This window comes from Phenylobacterium sp., assembly GCF_030698145.1.
GTDB lineage: Bacteria > Pseudomonadota > Alphaproteobacteria > Caulobacterales > Caulobacteraceae > Phenylobacterium.
Genome location: NZ_JAUYNW010000075.1, coordinates 1 through 19,755 on the forward strand (window position 1 = coordinate 1; position 19,755 = coordinate 19,755).

General features: G+C 67.5%; 16 protein-coding genes and 1 pseudogene. 10 read left to right on the plus strand and 7 right to left on the minus strand.

Annotated features, from left to right (window positions below; translation table 11 throughout):
* Nucleotides 1–117: pseudogene (locus Q8Q77_RS10975) on the plus strand (IS5/IS1182 family transposase); the annotation flags it as partial.
* Between the two features lie 18 nt (nucleotides 118–135).
* Here Q8Q77_RS10975 and Q8Q77_RS10980 read toward each other — a convergent pair.
* From Q8Q77_RS10980 to Q8Q77_RS10995, 4 genes are all read right to left on the minus strand, one after another.
* Complete coding sequence (locus tag Q8Q77_RS10980; protein ID WP_305583614.1) at nucleotides 136–2,685, minus strand: TonB-dependent receptor; 2,550 nt, start codon at nucleotides 2,683–2,685, stop codon at nucleotides 136–138.
* A gap of 132 nt (nucleotides 2,686–2,817) precedes the next feature.
* Nucleotides 2,818–3,417 carry a TetR/AcrR family transcriptional regulator gene (locus tag Q8Q77_RS10985; protein WP_305583615.1) on the minus strand — a complete coding sequence of 200 codons (600 nt, stop codon included), beginning with the start codon at nucleotides 3,415–3,417 and terminating at the stop codon, nucleotides 2,818–2,820.
* A 173-nt stretch (nucleotides 3,418–3,590) separates the two neighbouring features.
* Nucleotides 3,591–4,061 (minus strand): Cys-tRNA(Pro) deacylase, encoded by a 471-nt coding sequence (gene ybaK, locus Q8Q77_RS10990; RefSeq protein WP_305583616.1) that lies wholly within the window; start codon nucleotides 4,059–4,061, stop codon nucleotides 3,591–3,593.
* 5 nt (nucleotides 4,062–4,066) lie between these two features.
* A complete protein-coding gene (locus Q8Q77_RS10995) occupies nucleotides 4,067–7,426 on the minus strand; it encodes an amidohydrolase family protein (RefSeq protein WP_305583617.1) in 3,360 nt (1,119 codons plus the stop codon).
* Nucleotides 7,427–7,679: 253 nt separating this feature from the next.
* On the opposite strand from Q8Q77_RS10995, the gene Q8Q77_RS11000 reads away from it, so the two are divergent.
* The 4 genes from Q8Q77_RS11000 to Q8Q77_RS11015 all read left to right on the plus strand — a co-directional run bounded on the left by Q8Q77_RS11000 (nucleotide 7,680) and on the right by Q8Q77_RS11015 (nucleotide 12,015).
* Nucleotides 7,680–8,873 carry a hypothetical protein gene (locus tag Q8Q77_RS11000; RefSeq protein ID WP_305583618.1) on the plus strand — a complete coding sequence of 398 codons (1,194 nt, stop codon included), beginning with the start codon at nucleotides 7,680–7,682 and terminating at the stop codon, nucleotides 8,871–8,873.
* Nucleotides 8,874–8,917: 44 nt separating this feature from the next.
* Nucleotides 8,918–9,292: a hypothetical protein gene (locus Q8Q77_RS11005; protein ID WP_305583619.1), complete on the plus strand. Its 375-nt coding sequence runs from the start codon at nucleotides 8,918–8,920 to the stop codon at nucleotides 9,290–9,292.
* A 159-nt stretch (nucleotides 9,293–9,451) separates the two neighbouring features.
* Nucleotides 9,452–10,843: a cystathionine beta-synthase gene (locus Q8Q77_RS11010; protein ID WP_305583620.1), complete on the plus strand. Its 1,392-nt coding sequence runs from the start codon at nucleotides 9,452–9,454 to the stop codon at nucleotides 10,841–10,843.
* The gene (locus Q8Q77_RS11015; protein WP_305583621.1) at nucleotides 10,840–12,015 is read left to right on the plus strand and encodes a cystathionine gamma-synthase; all 1,176 of its coding nucleotides are present in this window, start codon (nucleotides 10,840–10,842) and stop codon (nucleotides 12,013–12,015) included. Before Q8Q77_RS11010 ends, Q8Q77_RS11015 begins: the two co-directional genes overlap by 4 nt.
* A gap of 38 nt (nucleotides 12,016–12,053) precedes the next feature.
* Here the strand turns inward: Q8Q77_RS11015 and Q8Q77_RS11020 are convergent, their stop codons facing one another.
* Complete coding sequence (locus Q8Q77_RS11020; protein ID WP_305583622.1) at nucleotides 12,054–12,305, minus strand: hypothetical protein; 252 nt, start codon at nucleotides 12,303–12,305, stop codon at nucleotides 12,054–12,056.
* Nucleotides 12,306–12,361: 56 nt separating this feature from the next.
* Nucleotides 12,362–12,841, minus strand: coding sequence for an Lrp/AsnC family transcriptional regulator (locus tag Q8Q77_RS11025; RefSeq protein ID WP_305583623.1), 480 nt, complete (start codon nucleotides 12,839–12,841; stop codon nucleotides 12,362–12,364).
* A gap of 116 nt (nucleotides 12,842–12,957) precedes the next feature.
* Between Q8Q77_RS11025 and ald the strand changes: the two genes are divergently transcribed.
* A complete protein-coding gene (gene ald / locus Q8Q77_RS11030) occupies nucleotides 12,958–14,058 on the plus strand; it encodes an alanine dehydrogenase (protein WP_305583624.1) in 1,101 nt (366 codons plus the stop codon).
* A 204-nt stretch (nucleotides 14,059–14,262) separates the two neighbouring features.
* Here the strand turns inward: ald and Q8Q77_RS11035 are convergent, their stop codons facing one another.
* Nucleotides 14,263–15,873, minus strand: a complete 1,611-nt coding sequence (locus Q8Q77_RS11035) for an amidohydrolase (RefSeq protein ID WP_371130446.1) — start codon at nucleotides 15,871–15,873, stop codon at nucleotides 14,263–14,265.
* A 123-nt stretch (nucleotides 15,874–15,996) separates the two neighbouring features.
* Between Q8Q77_RS11035 and fghA the strand changes: the two genes are divergently transcribed.
* The 4 genes from fghA to Q8Q77_RS11055 all read left to right on the plus strand — a co-directional run.
* Entirely contained in the window at nucleotides 15,997–16,833 is an 837-nt protein-coding gene (fghA, locus tag Q8Q77_RS11040; RefSeq protein ID WP_305583625.1) for an S-formylglutathione hydrolase, read from the plus strand.
* Nucleotides 16,834–16,909: 76 nt separating this feature from the next.
* Entirely contained in the window at nucleotides 16,910–17,674 is a 765-nt protein-coding gene (locus Q8Q77_RS11045; protein WP_305583626.1) for a polysaccharide deacetylase family protein, read from the plus strand.
* Complete coding sequence (locus Q8Q77_RS11050) at nucleotides 17,671–18,984, plus strand: O-antigen ligase (protein ID WP_305583627.1); 1,314 nt, start codon at nucleotides 17,671–17,673, stop codon at nucleotides 18,982–18,984. The genes Q8Q77_RS11045 and Q8Q77_RS11050 overlap by 4 nt, the downstream gene beginning before the upstream one ends.
* Before the next feature lie 68 nt (nucleotides 18,985–19,052).
* On the plus strand, nucleotides 19,053–19,755 hold a 703-nt coding region (locus Q8Q77_RS11055), incomplete at its 3' end, for an acyltransferase (protein ID WP_305583628.1).

A 19,755-nucleotide genomic window follows, 5' to 3' on the forward strand; every position in this document is an offset into this window, starting at 1 on the left:
GAACGCTTCTTCAGCCGCATCAAGCACTTCCGGCGCATCGCAACCCGATACGACAAGCTCGCGTCCACCTTCATGGGCTTCGTCACCCTCGCCGCCATCATGCTGTGGCTCAAATAGCTAAATGGTCACCGCTACCTAGAAGCGGTACTGGAATTCCATGCCGAAGGTGCGCGGGAAGTTCAGCTTCACCGTGCGGCGGAAGGTGTTGGCCGCCGTCACCGTCGTCGAGGTCGAGCTCTGATAGGCGGTCTCGTCCAGGGCGTTCTTGACGTAGCCGATGATCGTGAAGCGGTCGTCGGCGTCCTTCCACAGGGCGCGGAAGTCGACCAGTTCGTTCGACGGCGCGGTGTAGTTGGCCTGGGCGAACACCGCCGTCTGCATGTCGCCGGTGTAGGTGTAGGTGCCGCCGATGATCAGGCTGCCCGGCTCGAAGTCGAAGGTGTAGTTGGCGCCCAGGTTGAGCTTGTTCTCCGCCGTCATCGGCAGGCGATTGCCGACCAGGGTCTGGGGCCGGCTGCCGTTGGGCAGGGCCGGACCGGAGAGCTTGGCGCCGGCCATCAGGCCGCGGGGATCGTTGGCGTCGACGAAGCAGCAGCCCTCTTCGATCTCGGCGTTCAGATAGGAGTAGCTGCCGAAGATCGACAGGTTGTCCAGCGGCGCCCATTGGGCCTCCAGCTCGACGCCGTAGTTGCGGGCGTCGAGGTTGAGGAACTGGGAGCCGGTCGATCCCGTGGTGGCGTTGAGCACCACGGTAAGCGGCGCCTGGAAGCCCCGATAGTCGGCGTAGAAGGCCGCCGCGTTGAGCTGGAAGCGACCGCCGAAGGTCTTCTTCAGGCCGAGCTCGTAGTTGTCGACATATTCAGGGTCGGCGTAAGGGAACGGGGTCAGGCCGTTGGAGGCCAGCCACCCGCCGGACTTGTAGCCGCGGCTGTAGCGGGCGTAGGCGTTGGTGTCCTCGTCCGGCTGCCATTGGACGCCGAGCGTTCCGGTGAAGGCGTCGTAGTCGGCCGCCAGGTCACGCACCAGGCCGCCGCCCGAGACCTGACGCAGGTTGGAATAGAGCGGGTTGGCCAGGCAGGTGGCGATGGTCGGGCCGCCGCAGACCACGAAGGTGGTGAAGTCCACCGCCATCCCCTGGGCCGCGGTCAGCGGGATCCCGACCGAGCGCAGGATGGTCGTGGTGGTGTTGCTGCGCGACACGTAGCGGGCAAAGTCGGTGCCGGTCTTCTCGTCCTTGGTCCACCGGATGCCGGCGGTCAGGGTGAGGTTCTCGGCGAACTCCCAGTCGACCTGACCGAAGGCGGCCAGCGAATCGACTTCGAGCGTCCCGTCCACCAGCAGGAAGTTGCCGTCGGGGTTCGGCGCGGCCAGGCCGCCGGTGGCCAGGTTGATGGGCGACAGCATCGAAGGGTCGCCCAGCACCCGTAGGCCCTGCGGCTGCGAATAGGTCTGGTGGTACTGGAAGGCGCCGACGATCCATTGCAGCGGGCCATCGGTGTTGGAGGAGATGTTGATCTCATTCGACCACCACTCCTGCTTCTCCTGATAGAAGAAGCGCTCGTTAGGCGAGACGTTGGTGGCGGTGTAGGCGCCGAAGGGCGTCGCCGCGTTGACGTTGAAATTGCCGGTGCGCGAGGAGCGGTCCTCGTCGCCGTTGGTGTTGTAGACGTAGGCCTGGTACCCAGCGAGGTACTTCACGCTGACGTCGCCGATGTCCCAGGTCAGGTCGAAGTGCAGGCGATGGTGGTCGGAGAGCTTGCCCTCCATCGTCTGGTTGGTGTCGATCTTGAACGGGTCCGAGCCGCTGATGTTCGGCGTCGCATAGCCCAGGGTCGGGTTGTAGTAGAGCGCGGCGTTGCCCAGGCCGGTCACCGACACGGTGTCGTAGGGCGAGATGACCGCCTCATGGACGTTGCCCACGCCGTAGGAGTCATCCCAGTCGAACTTGGTGTAGCGCAGGCGCGCCGTGATGTTCTCGCCGAGGTCGGCCTCGACCTGGGCCTCGATCACGTAGCGCTTGACGGCGCTGGTGTCGCCGGCCGGGCCGACGTTCTCGATGAAGCCTTCTTCGCGCCGCTCCAGCGAGCCGCCCAGCAGGAAGCGCAGGCCCTCGGTGACCGGTCCCGAGACCAGGGCGTCGGTGCGCCAGGTCCCGTAGTTGCCGAGCGCGAAGCGGGCCTCGCCGTTGAACTCGTCGCTCGGCCGCTTGCCGATGATGTTCAGCGCGCCGCCGATGGAGTTGCGGCCGTACAGCGTGCCCTGCGGGCCGCGCAGGATTTCCGTCCGCTCGATGAACAGCGACGGCGTCGATGAGTCGGCCATCGAGTTGGAGAAGATGCCGTCCGAATAGAGCGCCACCGACGGGTCGGTGCCGATGGCGTTGGTCAGGCGTCCGAAGCCGCGGATCGAGAGGCGGTCATTGTTGGTGTAGGCGACGCTGGGCGTGATCCGGGCCAGATCCTCGACCGTGGCGACGCCGAGCAGGTCGCGCTTTTCGCTAGTGTAAGCGGTGACGGCCACCGGCACGTCCTGGAGGCTCTGTTCCCGCTTTTCGGCGGTGACGACCAGTTCCTCGATGGTGAAGGCGCTATCCTGCGCCAGGGCCGGCGCCGTGGCGGCGGATAGGGCGGCGACCGAAGCGCCCATGACGAACAGACTGCGCAGACGCAGGGGTTGATTTAGCAATGTTACCTCCCAGCCAGACGCGGGCGTTATGCCGCCCGTCGCGTGTAGGCAGGGAGGCTGCGGGTCTCGAACGGCGTTCGAATAGCGGCAAATACGACGCAGCGGGCTTTCCAGCCCTGTGTGTGTCTTTCGTCACGCGCGGGCGATGAGCGCCGTCAGGCCCCGTACTGCGGCCTGGACCGCCTCGTCGCCGCGGTCAGCTCCGTCGGCCCCGCGCGCTAGGCCGACGGCGGCGATCCCGCGACCCCAGGCCCAGATCGCCTCGGCCATATCGTGGGCGATGTCCTCCGGATAGAGGCCCTGATAGTCGGCCATGATCGCCTCGCGCGAAACGGCGATGGCCTCGGCCTCGGCGGCGGCCACGTCGTCGCGGCCGCTGTCGCGCGCCTCGTACATCAGCTCATAGAGTTCGCGCCGCTCGCGCAGGAAGGCGAGATAGGCCCCGCCGGTGGTCCGTAGTCCACCGCCCGAGGGATCGGCCGCATAGGCCAGGCGCATCGCATCGGCGAGCTGGCGGAAGCCGTCGACGGCCAGCCCGGCCAGCAGGGCGGCCTTGTCCACATAGTGATAATAGACCGTGCCCGGCGCGACGCCCGCCCGCTCGGCGATGGCGCGCAGGCTGAGCGCGCCCCGGCCGCTCTCGGCCAGGATATCGCGCGCCGCGGCCAGCAGCTGACCGCGCACGTTGCCCACGTGATAGCTGCGCCGCCGAGCGAGCATCGCCGGCGTCACGCGCTGGTTCCACAAACTGGGTCGAAAGCCGGGGGGAGGCCCGGCGACACCATCAAGCTCATCTCGCCGCTATCCCCGCGGACGCACAAATTATCGCCGGTAACCTAGCGACATGCGGCGTCGGCGGCCAATGAAACCTGCGCAATGGGCGTGGCGGCTCGCCGCGAGGCCGCTCAGGTCAAGGAGGCCACCTTGGCGCCCAGGGCCGCAACCAGGTCGGCAGGGGCGAGTTCGATCTGCAGGCCCCGCTGGCCGCCGTTCACGAACACCTTGGGGTGGGTCATGGCGGCTATGTCCACCAGGGTGGGCACGGCGCGCTTCTGGCCGAAGGGACTGACCCCACCCACCTTGTAGCCGGTGACCCGCTCGGCGTCCGCGGGCTTCATCATGGCGGCCGACTTGCCCCCCGCCGCGCTGGCGAGCTTCTTCATCGCCACCTCCTGGTCGGCGGCCAGCACCGCGCAGACCGGCTTGCCGTCGACAAGAGTCATCAGGGTCTTCAGTACGCGCTCCGGGGTGACGCCCAGGCTTTCGGCGGCGTGCAATCCCACCCGAGGCGCCTGGGGATCGTAGTCGTAGGTCGCCAAGCCATAGGCGACACCGGCCCGGTCGAGGGCGAGCGTTGCGGGGGTGGTTCTGGCCATCGCGCCTAGTCGTCCTGGTGACTGGCCGCGGCGGCCGCGCCGATCCCCCAGGCCTCGCCGCCCGCCTCCGCGAACCAGAAGGGCGCCTTGGCCTTGCCGCCCACCTCGTCCATCTGGCTGTCATAGACCCGGCCATTGGCGACCGTGTAGCGGATCGAGGTGGTGTTGCGGATATCGGTCAGCGGATTGGCGTCCAACACCACCAGGTCGGCGAGCTTGCCGGGCTCGATCGAGCCCAGGTCGCGGTCCATGCCCAGATAGGTCGCGCCGCTGATGGTGGCGGCGCGCAGCACCTGCATCGGGCTCATCCCGCCCTGGGCCATCATCCACATCTCCCAGTGAGCGCCCAGGCCCTCGCGCTGGCCGTGGGCGCCGAGCTGGACCGAGACGCCCTTGTCGTTCAGCGCCTTGGCCATCCGGGCGATGTCGATGTGGTTGTACTCCTCGTCCGGCATCTTCACGCGGCGGCGTGAGCGCGAGTCGAGGATGCGGCGCGGGACGTATTTCGAGAGCCGGGGATCGGCCCAGACGTCGCTGTGCTCGTACCAGTAGTTCTCTCCCGAACTGCCGCCATAGGCCACGACCAGGGTCGGGGTGTAGCCGACCTTGGTGGCGGGCCAGAGCTGCAGCACGTCGTCATAGATCGCCGCCGGCGGGATCGAGTGCTCCACACCTGTGTGGCCGTCCACGACCATGGTCATGTCGTGTTGGAAGAGCGAGCCGCCCTCCGGCACCACCATCATCTTCAGTTCGCGGGCCGCGGCCAGGATCTGCTGGCGCTGTTCGCGACGGGGCTGGTTGTAGCTCTTGACGCTGAAGGCGCCGACGGCGGCCATCCGGCGCAGGGTCGAGCGAGCGTCGTCCAGGCTGTCGATCTGAGCGGTGAACGGCGCCTTGGCCCCATAGAGAATGGTGCCGGTGGAGAAAATCCGCGGACCGACCACGGCGCCCGCCTTGGCCAGTTCCGAGTGAGCGAAGATCTCGCCCGAGTCGTTCGACGGGTCGTGGATGGTGGTGACCCCGAAGGCCAGGGCCGCGTAGTTCACCCAGCTCTGCTGCGGGATGATCTGGTCGCTGCCCATGGAGCCGTGCCAGTGCACATCGACGATGCCCGGCATGATGGTCTTGCCGGCCACGTCGATGACCCGGGCGCCGGCGGGCACGCTGACCGCGCCGCGCGCGCCGACCGCCTCGATGCGGCCGCCGTTCAGCACGATGGTCCCGTCCTCGATCACCTCGTCGCCCTTCATGGTGACGATGCGCGCGCCGGTGAGCGCGGTGCGGCCGGTCGGCGAGACGTAGGCCTGGGTGAACGAAATATCGGTCCCGTGCTCGGGCGCCTTGGGCAGGTCCTTGGGCGCGCCGTCCACGAAAGCGAAGGCGTCCTTCAGGTCGCGGGAGAAGAGCTCCGGGCCCTCCGACCACCAGAGCGTCTTGCCATCGCCGGACCAATGCAGGAACGAACCGGCGTCGCGGGTCACCTTGGTGACCGGCAGAGAGGCGGTCTTGGGCGACAGGTCCACGCTCTTGCCGGTGGCCGTGAAGGGCATGACATAGGCGTTGAACCGCTCGGTCCAGGCCACCCACTTCTGGTCGGGGCTGAGCGCGTACTCGGTGGCGAACTCGCTGAGCAGGTGGCTGCGCTCATCCGAGCCGTCCAGCTCGATGGACTTCAGCGCCCGCTTGTTCTCGGCCTCGAAGGTCATGAAGAACACCCGGTCGCCCGCCGCGCCGAACTGCGGCTGGACGCCGCCCTTCGACACCAGGAGCGGCTTGCCGCCGCCCTTGGCCGAAATCGCGTAGAGGCCGGTGTCGCGTCCCCACATGGCCGAGGTCAGGAAGCCGTCGGAGGCGGCGCGATAGACGATGGTCTGGCCGTCGGGACTGAAGGCGGGCTCCAGATAGTGGCCGGGCTGACCCGAGATCACGCGGCCTTCGCCGCCGCCGGCGCCCACCACGCGCACAGTGCCGAAGGCCTGGTCATTCCAGGTGGTGTAGGCGATGGAGCGACCGTCGCGGCTCCAGGCCGGATAGAACTCGAAATGGTCGGTCTGGCGGGTCAGGCGGCGCGGCGCGGCGACCGACTTCAGGTCCTTGATCCAGAGATGGCCCAAGGCCTGGTAGACCACCTTGCCGCCGTCGGGCGACACCTCGGCCCAGCGCAGCATCCGGACCTTGAAATCCTTGGGCGCCACCTCGACCGGGAAGCGCACCGCCTCCTGGACGGCGCGCGTGGTCTTCACATGGAAGGGGATGTCGGAGACGGCCTTGGTGGCGACGTCGACCCGTTTGATCTTGCCCCCGGCCCAGACGACCAGGGCTTTGTTGTCCGGGGTCCAGGCCATGGACGGGTAGACCCCGTGGATGGCCCAGGTCTCCTGCATGTCGCGGTCGAGGCCGTCGAAGAGCGGGGTCTCTCGCCCCGAGGCCAGGTCCAGGACATAGAGGGTGGACTTGTAGCGGACGCGCCGGATGAAGGCCAAGGACTTGCCGTCCGGCGAGGGCGTCGGTCGGATCGAGCCGCCAGGGCCGATGACAAAGGGTTCGACCTCGCCCTTCTCGCGGTCCAGGCGCTGGATCACATAGATCTGGGTGTTGACGTCCTTGGAGTATTCGAAGACCCCGCCGGCCGTCGCGTCGTCGCTGAAATAGAGGTAGCGGCCATCGGGGCTGAAGGCCGGCTCGCCGGAATCCTTCTGCTCGGTGCGCTTCTTGGTGAGTTGCAGCCCCTCCCCGCCCGAGCGGTGGTAGAGCCACATCTCGCCCGCCCCCAGCGACCGGGTCGAGGTGAAGTGCTTGCGCGCGACGATGTATTCGGAGTCCGGCGTCCAGTCGGGCTGGGTCAGCAGGCGGAAGCTCTCCTTGCTCACCTGGCGCGGATTGGAGCCGTCGCGGTCGACGATCCAGATATTGTCGCCGCCGCCGCGGTCGGAGGTGAAGGCGACCCAGCGGCCGTTGGGCGAGTAGGCCGGGTGCATGTCCCAGGCCATGCCGGTGGTGAGCGCGCGCGCCTCGCCGCCGCCGATCGGCACGACATAGAGGTCGCCCAGCAGGTCGAAGATCACCTCGCGGCCGTCGGGGCTGACGTCCAGGCTCATCCAGGTGCCGGAGGTCACGTCGATGGGGACGTCGCGGGTCGGGCCGGGTGGGGCGTTCACATCCCACTTCGGCTTGTCGGCCGGCTTCTCCAGCGAGGACGTGGCGACCGGCTTGTTCAGCTCCGAGGCGTTGGGCCGGGGCTCCTTCTCGGCCTTCGCATCCTCCGTGGGAACCGGTGGCGGCGTCGGGGCCGGCGGGGTCTGGGCGAAGGCCGGCGCGGACAGCGCGGCGGCGAGGGCTGCGACGAGCAGGCGGCGAACGATCATGGGGACCCCGGACTTTGTAGGCGCGCAATTCAACCGAGAGGCGCGAGCTTGTCGAGTCCCCTGAACAACGGCCGACGCTCGGAGCCCGCCGACGATCGGTCGTTAGCCCGACTTCGAAAATGTTCTGCTTTTGTTCGACTCCCCGCTCGCTCTATGGTAGAGGTTCCACTATGTGAGATGCTCAGTGGCAGGCCGCAATCCACACTGGCTTCATGGGTCATCAAAAGGAGATTTCGTGGCTGGGCGCGAGACCATGGCGGAGTTCTTGGAACGCAGATGGCGAGAGAAACAGCATGATGGCCAGGAAGCGGTGGCGAGGGCGCATCTAGCCTTTGGCAATGCGGTCAGAGCGGGCGAAGACCTCGTTCTGAAGACGCGCGGCGATGTCATGCGATACGGCGCCAAGCTGATAGCTGAGGAGACGGCGCCAGGCGTCAGGCCCGCACCGGTCCGCGCGAAACCACAACGGCCAAGCACTATCGGCCCGGTGGCGACCAAGCCGCCGGCCCCGGTGAGCCAAACAGCGACTGGCCCTCGCCGCGCGCAGCCGAGCCGCACCGGCTGGCTCGATCACCCTACGGCGAGAGCCGTCGGCGGCGAGTTGGCGCGCGAAGTCGGCAATGTGACCGGCGCGCTAAGGGGCGGTTGGCACGCGGCCGAGGGCCTCTATGACGGCGCGGCCTTCTTGCACCGCTTAGCCAGCCCCTTCGACAGCCTGATGAGTCCGCCTGGTGAATCGGCGAGGGAGCAACTGATCGCTGTCGGCCGCGGGATTGGCGAGTACGTGAAGAAGGGCGTTTCAGACCCGCAGAGCGTCGTGCGCGACATTCAAGGCAAAGCCCATCAGATGCGCTTCGATCTGGACCCGACGGCGACGTCGGCAGCCCCTACTTTCTCCGGGGAAATCCGGCGCAACTTCGATATCGGCCAGAACCAGGGCGAACTGGCTTTTGACGTGGGATCGCTGGCGGTCGGCGGGCCGTTTCCGAAGGCCGTGGGCAGGCTTGGCGCAGTGCCTAAGGCGACGACCGCAGAGAAGTACCTCGCCCAGGGGTTCAGTCCAGCAGGGGCCGCCTACCTCGCGCTTCCTTACAAGGGGATGGGACATCACGTCATTCGGCGGAGTTATCGACTTCCACAGTCACTGGGCGGAGGTCCGCTGCCTCGCACGCTCACCGAAAGTGAGTTCTTTGTTCTTAAGCCGGAAGGCATGACGCGCGGTGACTTCTACGAGCTTCATAGAGGTGTCGATGACCACTTCTACGGCACGCGCCTACCGAGGCGGGTCGGCGGCGAGCGTTGGAGCGCGAAGGATTTGGGTCTCAAGAAATACGACCAGCTCGGCCGTATTTGGCACGGCAGCCCCGCGCCCTTAAAGGCGCGAGTGGGCGGGCTTACAGCCGGTGCTGGCGCATCGTTTTACGAATCGGGAGAGGGACAACAATGAGGATCAGACCTTGCGCTGAATTCAGCGCGGACTTCCCGGACGACATGATCGAAGAGGACGGTCAGATCGTGCAGTTCGGCGGGCGCGGTGTCGCGGAAGCGATCGCCTCGATGCTCCAGGGTCTTGGATACGAAGTGTCTGTGCCAGAGCATCAGCACGAGCACGGTTGGGATTTCGATGTGAAAGTCCAAAAAGACCGTGTGTGGATGCAAGTCTCAGACTTGGGTGACTTCATTCTCTCGACGGAATATTTTCCGAGTTTCGGCCTGTTCAAAAAGCCGAGCGACATCTACCCGCAATTGCTGACGAGGCTGAACGGCGAGTTGGCGGCCGATCCGCGCTTCAGCAGTATTCGCTGGCAGTTCCTGCGTGATGTCGATTCGGGAGCGCCAGGCGCCAAGGACCCGGTGAGCGAGTAGACGCGGGCGCCAATTCACGCATTCACGGTCGACGGACGCTGTTCCTGCCGCGGTCGAAGCGGGCTATTGGGGTAAAATATCCCATGCGCCCGGATGAATGGTGCGGAAACAAACCCTTGGGCGTTTCCCCGTTCATCCCCCTCGACGATTGAGACCCGAATGAACGCCCATCCGCCGCTTTCCCCGCCGGCCGGGTCCGCCCTGGACCTGATCGGCAACACCCCGATGCTGGAGCTGACGGGTTTCGACACCGGGCCCTGCCGCCTGTTCGTCAAGCTGGAGAACGCCAATCCCGGCGGCTCCATCAAGGACCGCATCGCGCTGTCCATGATCGAGGCCGCCGAGGCCGACGGCAGCCTGAAGCCGGGCGGAACCATCGTCGAGGCCACCGCCGGCAACACCGGCCTGGGCCTGGCGCAGGTCGGCGTGCTGAAGGGCTACCGCATCCTGCTGGTGGTCCCCGACAAGATGAGCCGCGAGAAGATCCAGCACCTGCGGGCCATGGGCGTGGACGTGCGCATCACCCGCTCGGACGTCGGTAAGGGTCATCCCGAGTACTACCAGGACATGGCCCTGCGCCTGGCCGCCGACATCCCCGGCGCCTTCTTCATCAACCAGTTCTCAAACCCGGCCAATCCCAAGGCTCACGAGACCACCACCGGCCCGGAGATCCTGCAGCAGATGGCGGGCGACCTGGACGCCATGGTGGTGGGGGTCGGCTCCGGCGGGACCCTGACGGGACTGGGCCGCTATTTCGCCAAGGCCTCGCCCAACACCAAGATGGTGCTGGCCGATCCGGCCGGCTCGATCCTCGCGCCGCTGATCAACACCGGTAAGACCATCGAGCCCGGCTCCTGGGTGGTGGAGGGGATCGGCGAGGACTTCATCCCCGACAACTGCGAACTTGAGTTCGTGTCCAAGGCCTATTCGATCTCCGACACCGAGAGCATCGCCGCGGCCCGCGAGCTGTTGACCAAGGCGGGCGTACTGGCCGGGTCGTCCTCGGGAACCCTGCTGGCCGCGGCCCTGCGCTATTGCCGCGAGCAGACCGAGCCCAAGCGGGTGGTGACCCTCGTCTGCGACACCGGCTCGCGGTACCTTTCGAAGGTCTACAACGACTCCTGGCTGGCCGAGCAGGGCCTCACCGAGCGCCACCTGCACGGCGACCTGCGCGACCTGATCGCCCGGGCTCCGTCCGAGGGCGGGGCGATCACGGTGGGGCCGCAGGACACGCTGCTCACAGCCTACAACCGGATGCGCCAGGCCGATGTCAGCCAGCTGCCTGTTCTGGACGACGGGCGGCTGATCGGCCTGATCGACGAGAGCGACCTGCTGGACGCCATCGAGGACTCCAAGCCCGACCGCCGGTTCGCCCAGAACGTCGCCGCGGCCATGACCGCCAAGCTCGACACCCTCCAGGCCAGCGATCCGCTGGACGCCCTGCTGCCGATCTTCGAGAAGGATCAGGTGGCCATCGTGCTGGACGGCCGCGAGTTCGTGGGGCTGATCACCCGCATCGACCTGATCAACTATCTGAGGCGCGCGGCGTGAGCGACGACATCCAAGGCAGGAACCGGCTCGAATTCGCCACCCGCGCCATCCACGGCGGCCAGTCGCATGACCCGACCACCGGGGCGGTGATCACGCCGATCTACGCCACCTCGACCTACGCCCAGACCAGCCCGGGCGAACACAAGGGCTTCGAATATTCCCGCAGCCAGAACCCCACCCGCTTCGCCTTCGAGCGCGCGGTGGCCGACCTGGAGAGCGGAACCCGGGGCTACGCCTTCGCCTCGGGCCTGGCGGCGATCTCCACCTTCCTCGAGGTGCTGGACGCCGGCGACCATGTGATCGCCAGCGAGGACCTCTATGGCGGCTCGTTCCGGCTGTTCGATAAGGTGCGCAAGCGCTCGGCGGGCCTGGAGTTCAGCTTCGTCGACCTGGCCGATCTGGCCGCCATCGAGGCGGCGATCCGCCCCAACACCAAGCTGATCTGGGTGGAGACCCCGACCAACCCGATGCTGGGGCTGGCCGACCTGCAGGCCATCGCCGTGCTCGCCAAAAAGCACGGCCTGCTGGCGGCGGCCGACAACACCTTCGCCAGCCCCTACTGCCAGCGGCCGCTGGAGTTCGGGTTCGACGTGGTGATGCACTCGACCACCAAGTACCTTTCCGGCCACTCCGACATCGTCGGCGGCTGCCTCATCGTGGGATCCAACAAGGATCTCGCCGACCAGCTGGGCTTCCTGCAGAACGCTGTCGGCGCGGTGGCCTCGCCCTTCGACTCGTTCCTGGCCCTGCGCGGGGTGAAGACCCTGGCCCTGCGCATGCAGCGCCACTGTGAGAACGCCATGAAGATCGCCAGCTGGCTGGAAGCGCGGTCCGACGTGGTCCAGGTGATCTATCCCGGCCTCGCCACCCACCCGCAGCACGAGCTGGCCAAGCGCCAGATGACCGGCGGCTTTGGCGGCATGATCTCGACGGTGCTGGATCGCGACCTGGCCGGAACCCTGCGCATGCTCGAGCGCACCCGGCTGTTCACCCTCGCCGAGAGCCTGGGCGGTGTGGAGAGCCTGATCGAGCACCCGGCGATCATGACCCACGCCTCGATCCCGGCGGACACGCGGACCCGCATCGGCATCGCCGACAGCCTGATCCGCCTGTCGGTGGGCGTCGAGGACGCCGACGACCTGATCGCCGACCTGGACCAGGCGCTGAGCTGAGGTTCGGGGACCGCTAGGCCGGGATGAGCGGGGTTTGGCTAGTGCCCGTCATGCCCGGCCTTGGCCTTCCGCGCGGTGTCCCAGGCCACGAACTCGGGCCCGTTGATCTTGCCGTCGCCGTCCTTGTCGGCCTTGGCGAACTCGGCGGCGGGGAGCTTGTAAGCGACCCACTCGGCCTTCTCGATCCGGTCGTCCTTGCTAGTGTCGGCCGGATGGATGAAGCGGCCTTCGGCGGCGAAGGCGCCGGTGGCGCAGGCGGCGAGCGCCAGGGCGATGACAGTGGTGCGCATGGGGAACTCCTCAAATCCGGCGGCAAGCTGGCCGCGGCCCGTGGCGAAAATTGGGTCTAGCGCAGCGGTAAGGCGGTGCGGCGCACCACTGTCCGAAGGGCGATCGACGAGTTGATCCGCGCCACGCCCGGCAGGCGGGTCAGGCGGGTGGCGTGCACCCGCTCCAGGTCGTCCATGTCGGCGGCGACCACGCGCAGGACATAATCGGCCTGCCCCGTCATCAGGTGGCACTCCATGATCTCGGGCGCCTCGACCACCGCGGCCTCGAAGGCGGCCAGCACGTCCTGGGCCTGGCTGGCCAGGGTGATGGATACGAAGACCGAGAGGCCGAGGCCGACCGCCCGCGGCTCGACCGTGGCCGTGTAGCCGGTGATCACGCCCTCGGCCTCCAGGGCGCGGACCCGCCGGAAGCAGGCGGAATCCGAGAGGCGGGCGGCCTGGGCGAGCTCGCCATTGGTCGCCCGGCCGTGGACCTGGAGATGGTTCAGCAGGCGCTTATCCGCGATATCCAGGTCGTGAGCTGAAGATTTCGCCATGAACGTGGCTCTTCGAACAAGATTCTTGCAAAACCCTGCACCCAGACCCTCCCCTTTTCAAGGTTTCATCTGAAACGATCTCGTAATCTCGGCGTTAGGACGCGGAGGAACACGTCATGCGCATCGGCACGGTCACCGAGATCAAACCCCTTGAGCGCCGCGTGGGCCTGGTCCCCGCCGTGGTCGCCACCCTCACCGCCCATGGGCATGAGGTGTTCGTACAATCGGGGGCCGGGAACGGCGTGGGCCTGTCGGACGCCGACTATGCCGCCGCCGGAGCCAGGATCGAGACCACCGCCGCCGACGTCTTCGCCGCCGCTGAGCTGATCGTGAAGGTCAAGGAGCCTCAGCCCGAAGAGATCGCACGGCTGACCCCGCGCCACATCCTGTTCACCTATCTGCACCTGGCCCCGGATCCGGCCCAGACCCACGGCCTGATGGCTTCCGGCTGCACGGCCATCGCCTATGAGACGATCCTGGGCCGCAAGGGCGACCTGCCGCTGCTGACCCCCATGAGCCAGGTGGCCGGGCGCATGGCCGCCCAGGTCGGCGCGGCCTATCTGCTGGCGCCGGTCGGCGGGCGCGGCCTGCTGATGGGCGGCGTGCCCGGCGTGGCGCCGGCCAAGGTGATCATCCTGGGCGGCGGCGTCTCGGGCTTCAACGCCGCGGAGATCGCGGTCGGCATGCGCGCCGACGTGACCATCATGGACATCTCGCCCGAGCGGCTGGCCGCCCTGGACGCCCACTTCGAGGGCCGGGCCCGCACCATGCTGTCATCGCGGGGCGCGCTGCTGGAGCTGCTACCCACCGCCGACCTGGTGATCGGCTGCGTCCTGGTCACCGGAGCCTCGGCGCCCAAGCTGATCAAGCGCGAAGACCTGAAGCTGATGCGCAAGGGCTCGGTGCTGGTGGACGTGTCCATCGACCAGGGCGGCTGCTTCGAGACCTCGCGGGCAACCACCCACTATGAGCCGACCTATGTGGTCGACGGCGTGGTCCATTACTGCGTGGCCAACATGCCCGGTGCGGCCCCGCTGACCTCGACCTATGCGCTCGGCGCGGCGACCACCCCCTATGTCCTGGCCCTGGCCGACAAGGGCATGGAGCGCGCCTTTGCAGACGACCCCGGCTTCGCCGCCGGACTGAATATCGCCGGCGGACGCATCGTCCACCCGGCGGTGGCCGCCTCGCAGGATCTTCCCCCCGCCGCGGCCTGACTCGGCCCGGGGACGGGCGCGCGTCCGTCCCCGGCCATTTTCATCCCTCCAGATCCTCCCCCAGCGCGCAGCGCGGTTTGGGGGAGGTGGAGCGTCGCCTCTTGGCGGCGAGACGGAGGGGGTTGAAGCGCGTCGAAGCGAGTCAAAGTCCCCCTCAGTCAGCTGCGCTGACAGCTCCCCCAGGAGGGGAGCATCTAGACCGCGTCACTTCCCCTTCGGCGGCGTCAGCTCCGTCGGCGGCCACTTGACGCCGAGCTGGTCGAGATAGGTCGGGTATTTCTCCGCGTCGTAATAGAACTTGGCCATCTCGGACCGGTAGCGGGCCATGATCCCGGTATTGATCTCGATCGGCGGCTTGTCGGTCGCGCCCAGCATCGGCTGGTACTTCTGATCCTTGGTCTGGACCTTGGTGAAATAGTCGCTGGCGGCGGCGCGCAGGGCCGGCCGGGTCAGGATGTCCAGCAAGGTCATGGCCACCACCTTGGAGCCCGCGACCACGCCCTTGTGCGCCACCGGCGTGGCCATCGAGATGGCGTTGGCCCAGTGGTGCCCGGGCAGCTCGGGAATGTTGGACGGGTAGTAGATCGACACCGTCGGCACGGTCCACGAGATGTCGCCAATATCGTCCGACCCGCCGCTCTCGGGCTTCTCGGCCGGGGTCTTCAGCACCTCGAGCTCGACGGCCAGGCCCTTTTCCTTGGCGCCCAGGTTCTTCTGCACGGCCTTGGCGAAGGCCTGTTCCTCAACCGTCCACTTGGGCAAGCCGACCTTGTCGATATTGGCCTTGGCGGCCTCGGCCAAGGGCTTGTTGAAATGCTGGGGGGCGGCCGAGCCGATCACCCGGCGCTCGACCCTGGTGTCGGTCATCTTGGCCGCGGCCTCGGCGATGGTGTTGCCGATCTCGAAGTTCTTGCGGATGTCGGCGAAGCTCTGCTCGCGGAAATAGTACCAGACCTTCGCCACCGACGGCACGACGTTGGGCTGGTCGCCGCCGTCGGTGATGACGTAGTGCGAGCGCTGTTCGGCGCGCAGATGCTCGCGGCGCATGTTCCAGGCGATGTTCATCAGCTCGACCGCGTCCAGCGCGCTCTTGCCGCGCCAGGGCGCCCCGGCCGAGTGGGCCGCCGAGCCCTTGAAGGTATATTCCACCGAGACCAGGCCGGTGCCCGCGGGCTGGCCCCAGGCGGTCTGCAGGTTGTTGCCCACATGGGTGAAGACCGCCGCGTCGACGCCCTTGAACACCCCGTCGCGGACCATGTAGGCCTTGCCGCCCAGCAGCTCCTCGGCGACGCCGGGCCAGAGCACCAGGGTTCCGGCGATCCCTTCCTTCTCCATGATGTCCTTGACCGCGAGGGCGGCGACCACGTTCAGGGCCTGTCCGGAGTTGTGACCCTCCCCGTGGCCCGGCGCGCCTTCGACGATCGGGTCGTGCCAGGGCACGCCAGGCTTCTGCGAGGCCTTGGGGATGCCGTCGATGTCGCTGCCCAGAGCGATCACCGGGCCGCCCTTGCCGTTGGTCCAGGTCGCCGTCCAGCCGGTGGGCAGGCCCGACACGTTGCGCGCGATGGTGAAGCCGTTCTTCTCCAGGACGCCGGTGACGTATTTCGAGGTCTCGATCTCCTGGAAGGCCAGTTCGCCGTAGGAGAAGATCTGGTCGGTCATCTGCTGGGCGAGCTTGGCGCGCGCCTCGACGCCGGCGACGGCCTGGCCCTTCAGGGCGGTGACCTTGCCGGCCGAATAACCCTGGGCGAGCGCGGCGGGCGCGGCGGCGGCGAGCAGACCGGCGAGCGCCAAGGCTGGCAGGAACGTCTTCATGGTGACCCCCTCGAATTGCGAGGCGACAGGGGGACACGGAATCGAACCGCGGCGAAAGCCCCGAGGCTCAATTTTACCGACAGCGGGCGGTCGCCCGGCGCGGAATCCGGGTTAGAAGAACCCATGAGCCTGGAAATCCTGCAAGAGCACCGCGTCCATGGCGGGAGCCTCAGCTATCGTCGGCACGCCAGCGCCGCGACCGGCACGCCCATGCGCTTCAGCGTCTTCCTGCCGCCGGTCGAGGGGCCGGTTCCGTGGGTGATCTGGTTGTCCGGCCTAACCTGCTCCGAGGACAACTTCACCACCAAGGCCGGGGCCTACTCCGCCGCCGCCCGCCTTGGGATCGCCGTCGTGGCGCCCGACACTAGCCCGCGCGGCGAGGGCGTGGCCGACGACCCGGCCTATGACCTGGGCCAGGGCGCGGGCTTCTATCTCGACGCCACCCAACGGCCATGGGCGCCGCATTTCGCCATGGAGACCTATGTCACCCGCGACCTGATCGATGTCGTCAGCGAAAGCTGCCCCGTCGACCGCGCCCGCCTCGGTGTGCTCGGCCACTCCATGGGCGGGCACGGCGCCTTGACCCTGGCCCTGCGCCATCCGGACCTGTTCAGGTCGGCCTCGGCCTTTGCGCCGATCTGCTCGCCCACCCGCTGCGACTGGGGACGCAAGGCCTTTGGCGCCTATCTGGGCGACGACGAGGCGACCTGGCGCGAGCATGACGCGGCCCTGCTTCTGGAGGCCGGCGCGGCCCGGGGCCGGTTCGACGACATCCTCGTCGACCAGGGCCTGGCCGACAGCTTCCTGCAGAACCAGCTCAAGCCCGAGCTGCTGGAACTCGCCGCCCGCGCCGCGGGCCAGAAGCTGACCCTCCGCCGCCAGCCCGGCTACGACCATTCCTACTTCTTCATGACCAGCTTCATCGACGACCACCTGGCCTGGCACGCGGCGCGGCTCTAGGCCCGGGCGTTAGGGCGTTTGTTAGGATTGCCCTGTCAGGATTCCCGCTGCGCCGCTGCAGCCTGGATCCGGATCGATGGGCATCTACCGCAAGGTCAACAACGTCCTGACTCGCCGCATCCCGGTCAATACGGTGCGTTCGCGCGCGCCGCGCGCCATCGCCAGCCTGACCTATGACGACTTCCCCAAGAGCGCCTGGACCGCGGCCGGTCCGATCATGGCGAAGTTCGGGGTGCGGGCGACCTACTATGTCGCCGGGCGGTTCTGCGGCCTGACCGAGGACGGCATCGAGTATTTCGACATCGCCGACCTGAAGGCGGTGGCCGCGGCCGGCCATGAGATCGGCTGCCACAGCTATTCCCACGGCTTCGCCTCGAAGACCGACAGCAACACGCTCTCCCACGAGATCGAGCGCAACGCGGCCTTCCTGCGCAAGCACCTCGGCGACGTCGCCATCGACAGCTACGCCTACCCCTATGGCGACGTGTCGCCCCGGACCAAGGCCCTGCTGGGCGGCGCCTTCAAGAGTGCCCGGGGCATCTATCGCAAGGTCAACGAAGGTATGATCGACTTGGCCATGGTCCATTCGATCGTGCTGGAGCACCGCCGCTGGCGGCCCGACGAGATCGAAGCCTCGATCGCGCGGGCCAAGGCGACCGGCGGCTGGATCACCTTCTTCACCCATGACGTCTGCGACAACCCGGAGGACTTCGGGGTCTTGCCCGAGCGCCTGGAGTGGGTGCTGCAGAAGATCGCCGACCACGGCATCCAGATGCTGCCGATGAACGAGGCTGTCGACCTGATCGTCCACGGCGAGCCGCGACAAGCAGCGGCGGCGTGATCAGCCCCGACCAGCTCGCCGAACCCTATGAACGGCTGACGGTCGTGCGCCTGGTCGAGGCGGCGCTGACCGTCCTGATCGTCGCCCTGATGTCCAGCGCCCTGGTCGGGCCTCTATTTGACCCGTTGCAGACCGGCGGCGACGAGGTCCCGATCCTGCGGCTGATGTGGCTGCCCGTCTACGGCCTGATCGCGGTGCTGGCGGCCTTCCGGCTGCCGCAGCTCTTCCGGTTCTGGGGGCCGGCGCTGGCCTTCTTCCTGCTGGTCGGCTGGGCCTTCGCCTCGGTCCTGTGGTCCATCGACCCCGACGTCACCCTGCGCCGGGCCGTCGCCCTGGCCGCCACCACCCTGCTGGGTCTCTACCTGGCCTCCAGCCTCGGAGGGCGGCGCTTCGCCGAGCTCACCGCGCTCACCATGCTGCTGCTGGCGCTGGGCAGCTATTTCGTCTGCCTGGCCGTGCCCGGCATGGGGGTCAGCCAGGACATCAACACCGGGACCTGGCGCGGGCTCTGGTACGAGAAGAACGAGATGGGGGCGATGATGGTCTACGCTTCCCTGGCGGCGGTGGCGGCCTTCCTGACAAATCCGCGCCGCCGCCTGTTATGGGCCGGCGCCCTGGTGCTGTTCGTCGGCCTGATCGTCATGACCCGCTCGGCGACCTCGTTCCTCAGCCTGCTGATCGTGCTGGGCGGGGCGACGGTGTTCACCTTCATGCGGCTTGGCCGGGCCGCGGCGGTGCTGGCCGTCTGGCTGGGCGTGACCGGCCTGTCGGCCCTGGCCGGCCTCTATCTGTTCGCGCCCACCCTCTTCTATGCGGCGCTGGGCAAGGACGCGACCTTCACCGGCCGCACCGACATCTGGAACGCCGTGCTGCGCGCCCATGAGGCCGAGCCCATGCTGGGCTACGGCTACGCCGCCTTCTGGGGCCGGACGTCGGACATAGCCAACTGGATCCGCGACGCCCTGCAATGGCGGGTGCCCAGCGCCCACAACGGCTGGCTCGACCTGCTGATCCAGCTCGGCCTAGTAGGCGTGGCCATCTTCGGAACGATCTTCGGGGCCAGCCTGATGACCGCCGTGCTGCGCCACCAGAAGGTGGGCGACGGCTATTGGGCGACCCTGTTCCTGGCGGTCTACAGCCTTCAGACCATGTCTGAGAGCATCATACTGGTGCACAACAACCTCTCCTGGGTGTTCGCCGTCGCCGCCATGGCCCGGATTCTGGGCCCCGCTCCGGCCAAGGCCCGAGCCGCGACGGCGCAGCCGGCCGGACCACCGCGGCCCATGACCTGGACCCCTGTCCACGCCTGAAACTGTCCCGTTTTGGGATGGCTTAGCCTTTGCAATCCGGCCCCCTGATGGACTGCAGGAGGCCGGTGATGTCGTGGTTTGGGATTGAGACGCGGACGAGCGTCCCGCCGATCGAGCGGGGCGGCTGGCTCGACGCCATGCGCATCGTCGTGGCGATCCTGATGATCCTGCACCACTACGAGCTGGCGGGTCCCTCGCCGACGTCGGACTTCATTCCGTTCTTCGAGCGGGGCTACCTGCTCACCGACTTCTTCCTGATCGACTCCGGCTACGTCCTGGCGCGCGTCTATGGCGAGCGGGTGCTGGCCGGCGGCATGTCGCTCTCCGACTTCTTCAAGAAGCGCTTTCTGCGGGTCGTGCCGGCCCACCTCATCATGCAGGTGACTCTGATCTCACTGGTCGTGCTGAGCGGCCTGCTGGGCGTCATGCCGCGCAATCCGCAATGGTTCGACTGGAACGAGCTTCCGGCCCAGTTCTTCCTCGTCCAATCCTACGGCGTACCCGGCGGGCGCGGCTGGAACGCGCCCAGCTGGTCGCTGTCGGCCCTGCTCGGCTGCTATCTGATGTTTCCGCTGCTGCTGCGCGGCATGGCCCGGTTCAACCCGTTCGTCATGCTGGGCCTTGGGATCGCGGCCTTCACGGCCTGCAACCTGGCGACCTGGGCGATCCTCGACTACCCGGTCTACCAGATGCCCCTGAAGTTCGGCATCTTCCGGGCCCTGCCCCTGTTCATGCTGGGCATGGCGCTCGCCCGCTTCGCCCAGAAGGTCT

What these genes read in the sequence shown, in the direction of transcription:
- ybaK (WP_305583616.1), bottom strand. Translation starts at nt 4,061, where the DNA reads ATGGCCAGAACCACCCCCGCAACGCTCGCCCTCGACCGGGCCGGTGTC.
- Q8Q77_RS10995 (WP_305583617.1), bottom strand. Translation starts at nt 7,426, where the DNA reads ATGATCGTTCGCCGCCTGCTCGTCGCAGCCCTCGCCGCCGCGCTGTCC.
- Q8Q77_RS11000 (WP_305583618.1), top strand. Translation starts at nt 7,680, where the DNA reads ATGGCGGAGTTCTTGGAACGCAGATGGCGAGAGAAACAGCATGATGGC.
- Q8Q77_RS11005 (WP_305583619.1), top strand. Translation starts at nt 8,918, where the DNA reads ATGATCGAAGAGGACGGTCAGATCGTGCAGTTCGGCGGGCGCGGTGTC.
- Q8Q77_RS11010 (WP_305583620.1), top strand. Translation starts at nt 9,452, where the DNA reads ATGAACGCCCATCCGCCGCTTTCCCCGCCGGCCGGGTCCGCCCTGGAC.
- Q8Q77_RS11020 (WP_305583622.1), bottom strand. Translation starts at nt 12,305, where the DNA reads ATGCGCACCACTGTCATCGCCCTGGCGCTCGCCGCCTGCGCCACCGGC.
- Q8Q77_RS11025 (WP_305583623.1), bottom strand. Translation starts at nt 12,841, where the DNA reads ATGGCGAAATCTTCAGCTCACGACCTGGATATCGCGGATAAGCGCCTG.
- ald (WP_305583624.1), top strand. Translation starts at nt 12,958, where the DNA reads ATGCGCATCGGCACGGTCACCGAGATCAAACCCCTTGAGCGCCGCGTG.
- Q8Q77_RS11035 (WP_371130446.1), bottom strand. Translation starts at nt 15,873, where the DNA reads ATGAAGACGTTCCTGCCAGCCTTGGCGCTCGCCGGTCTGCTCGCCGCC.
- fghA (WP_305583625.1), top strand. Translation starts at nt 15,997, where the DNA reads ATGAGCCTGGAAATCCTGCAAGAGCACCGCGTCCATGGCGGGAGCCTC.
- Q8Q77_RS11045 (WP_305583626.1), top strand. Translation starts at nt 16,910, where the DNA reads ATGGGCATCTACCGCAAGGTCAACAACGTCCTGACTCGCCGCATCCCG.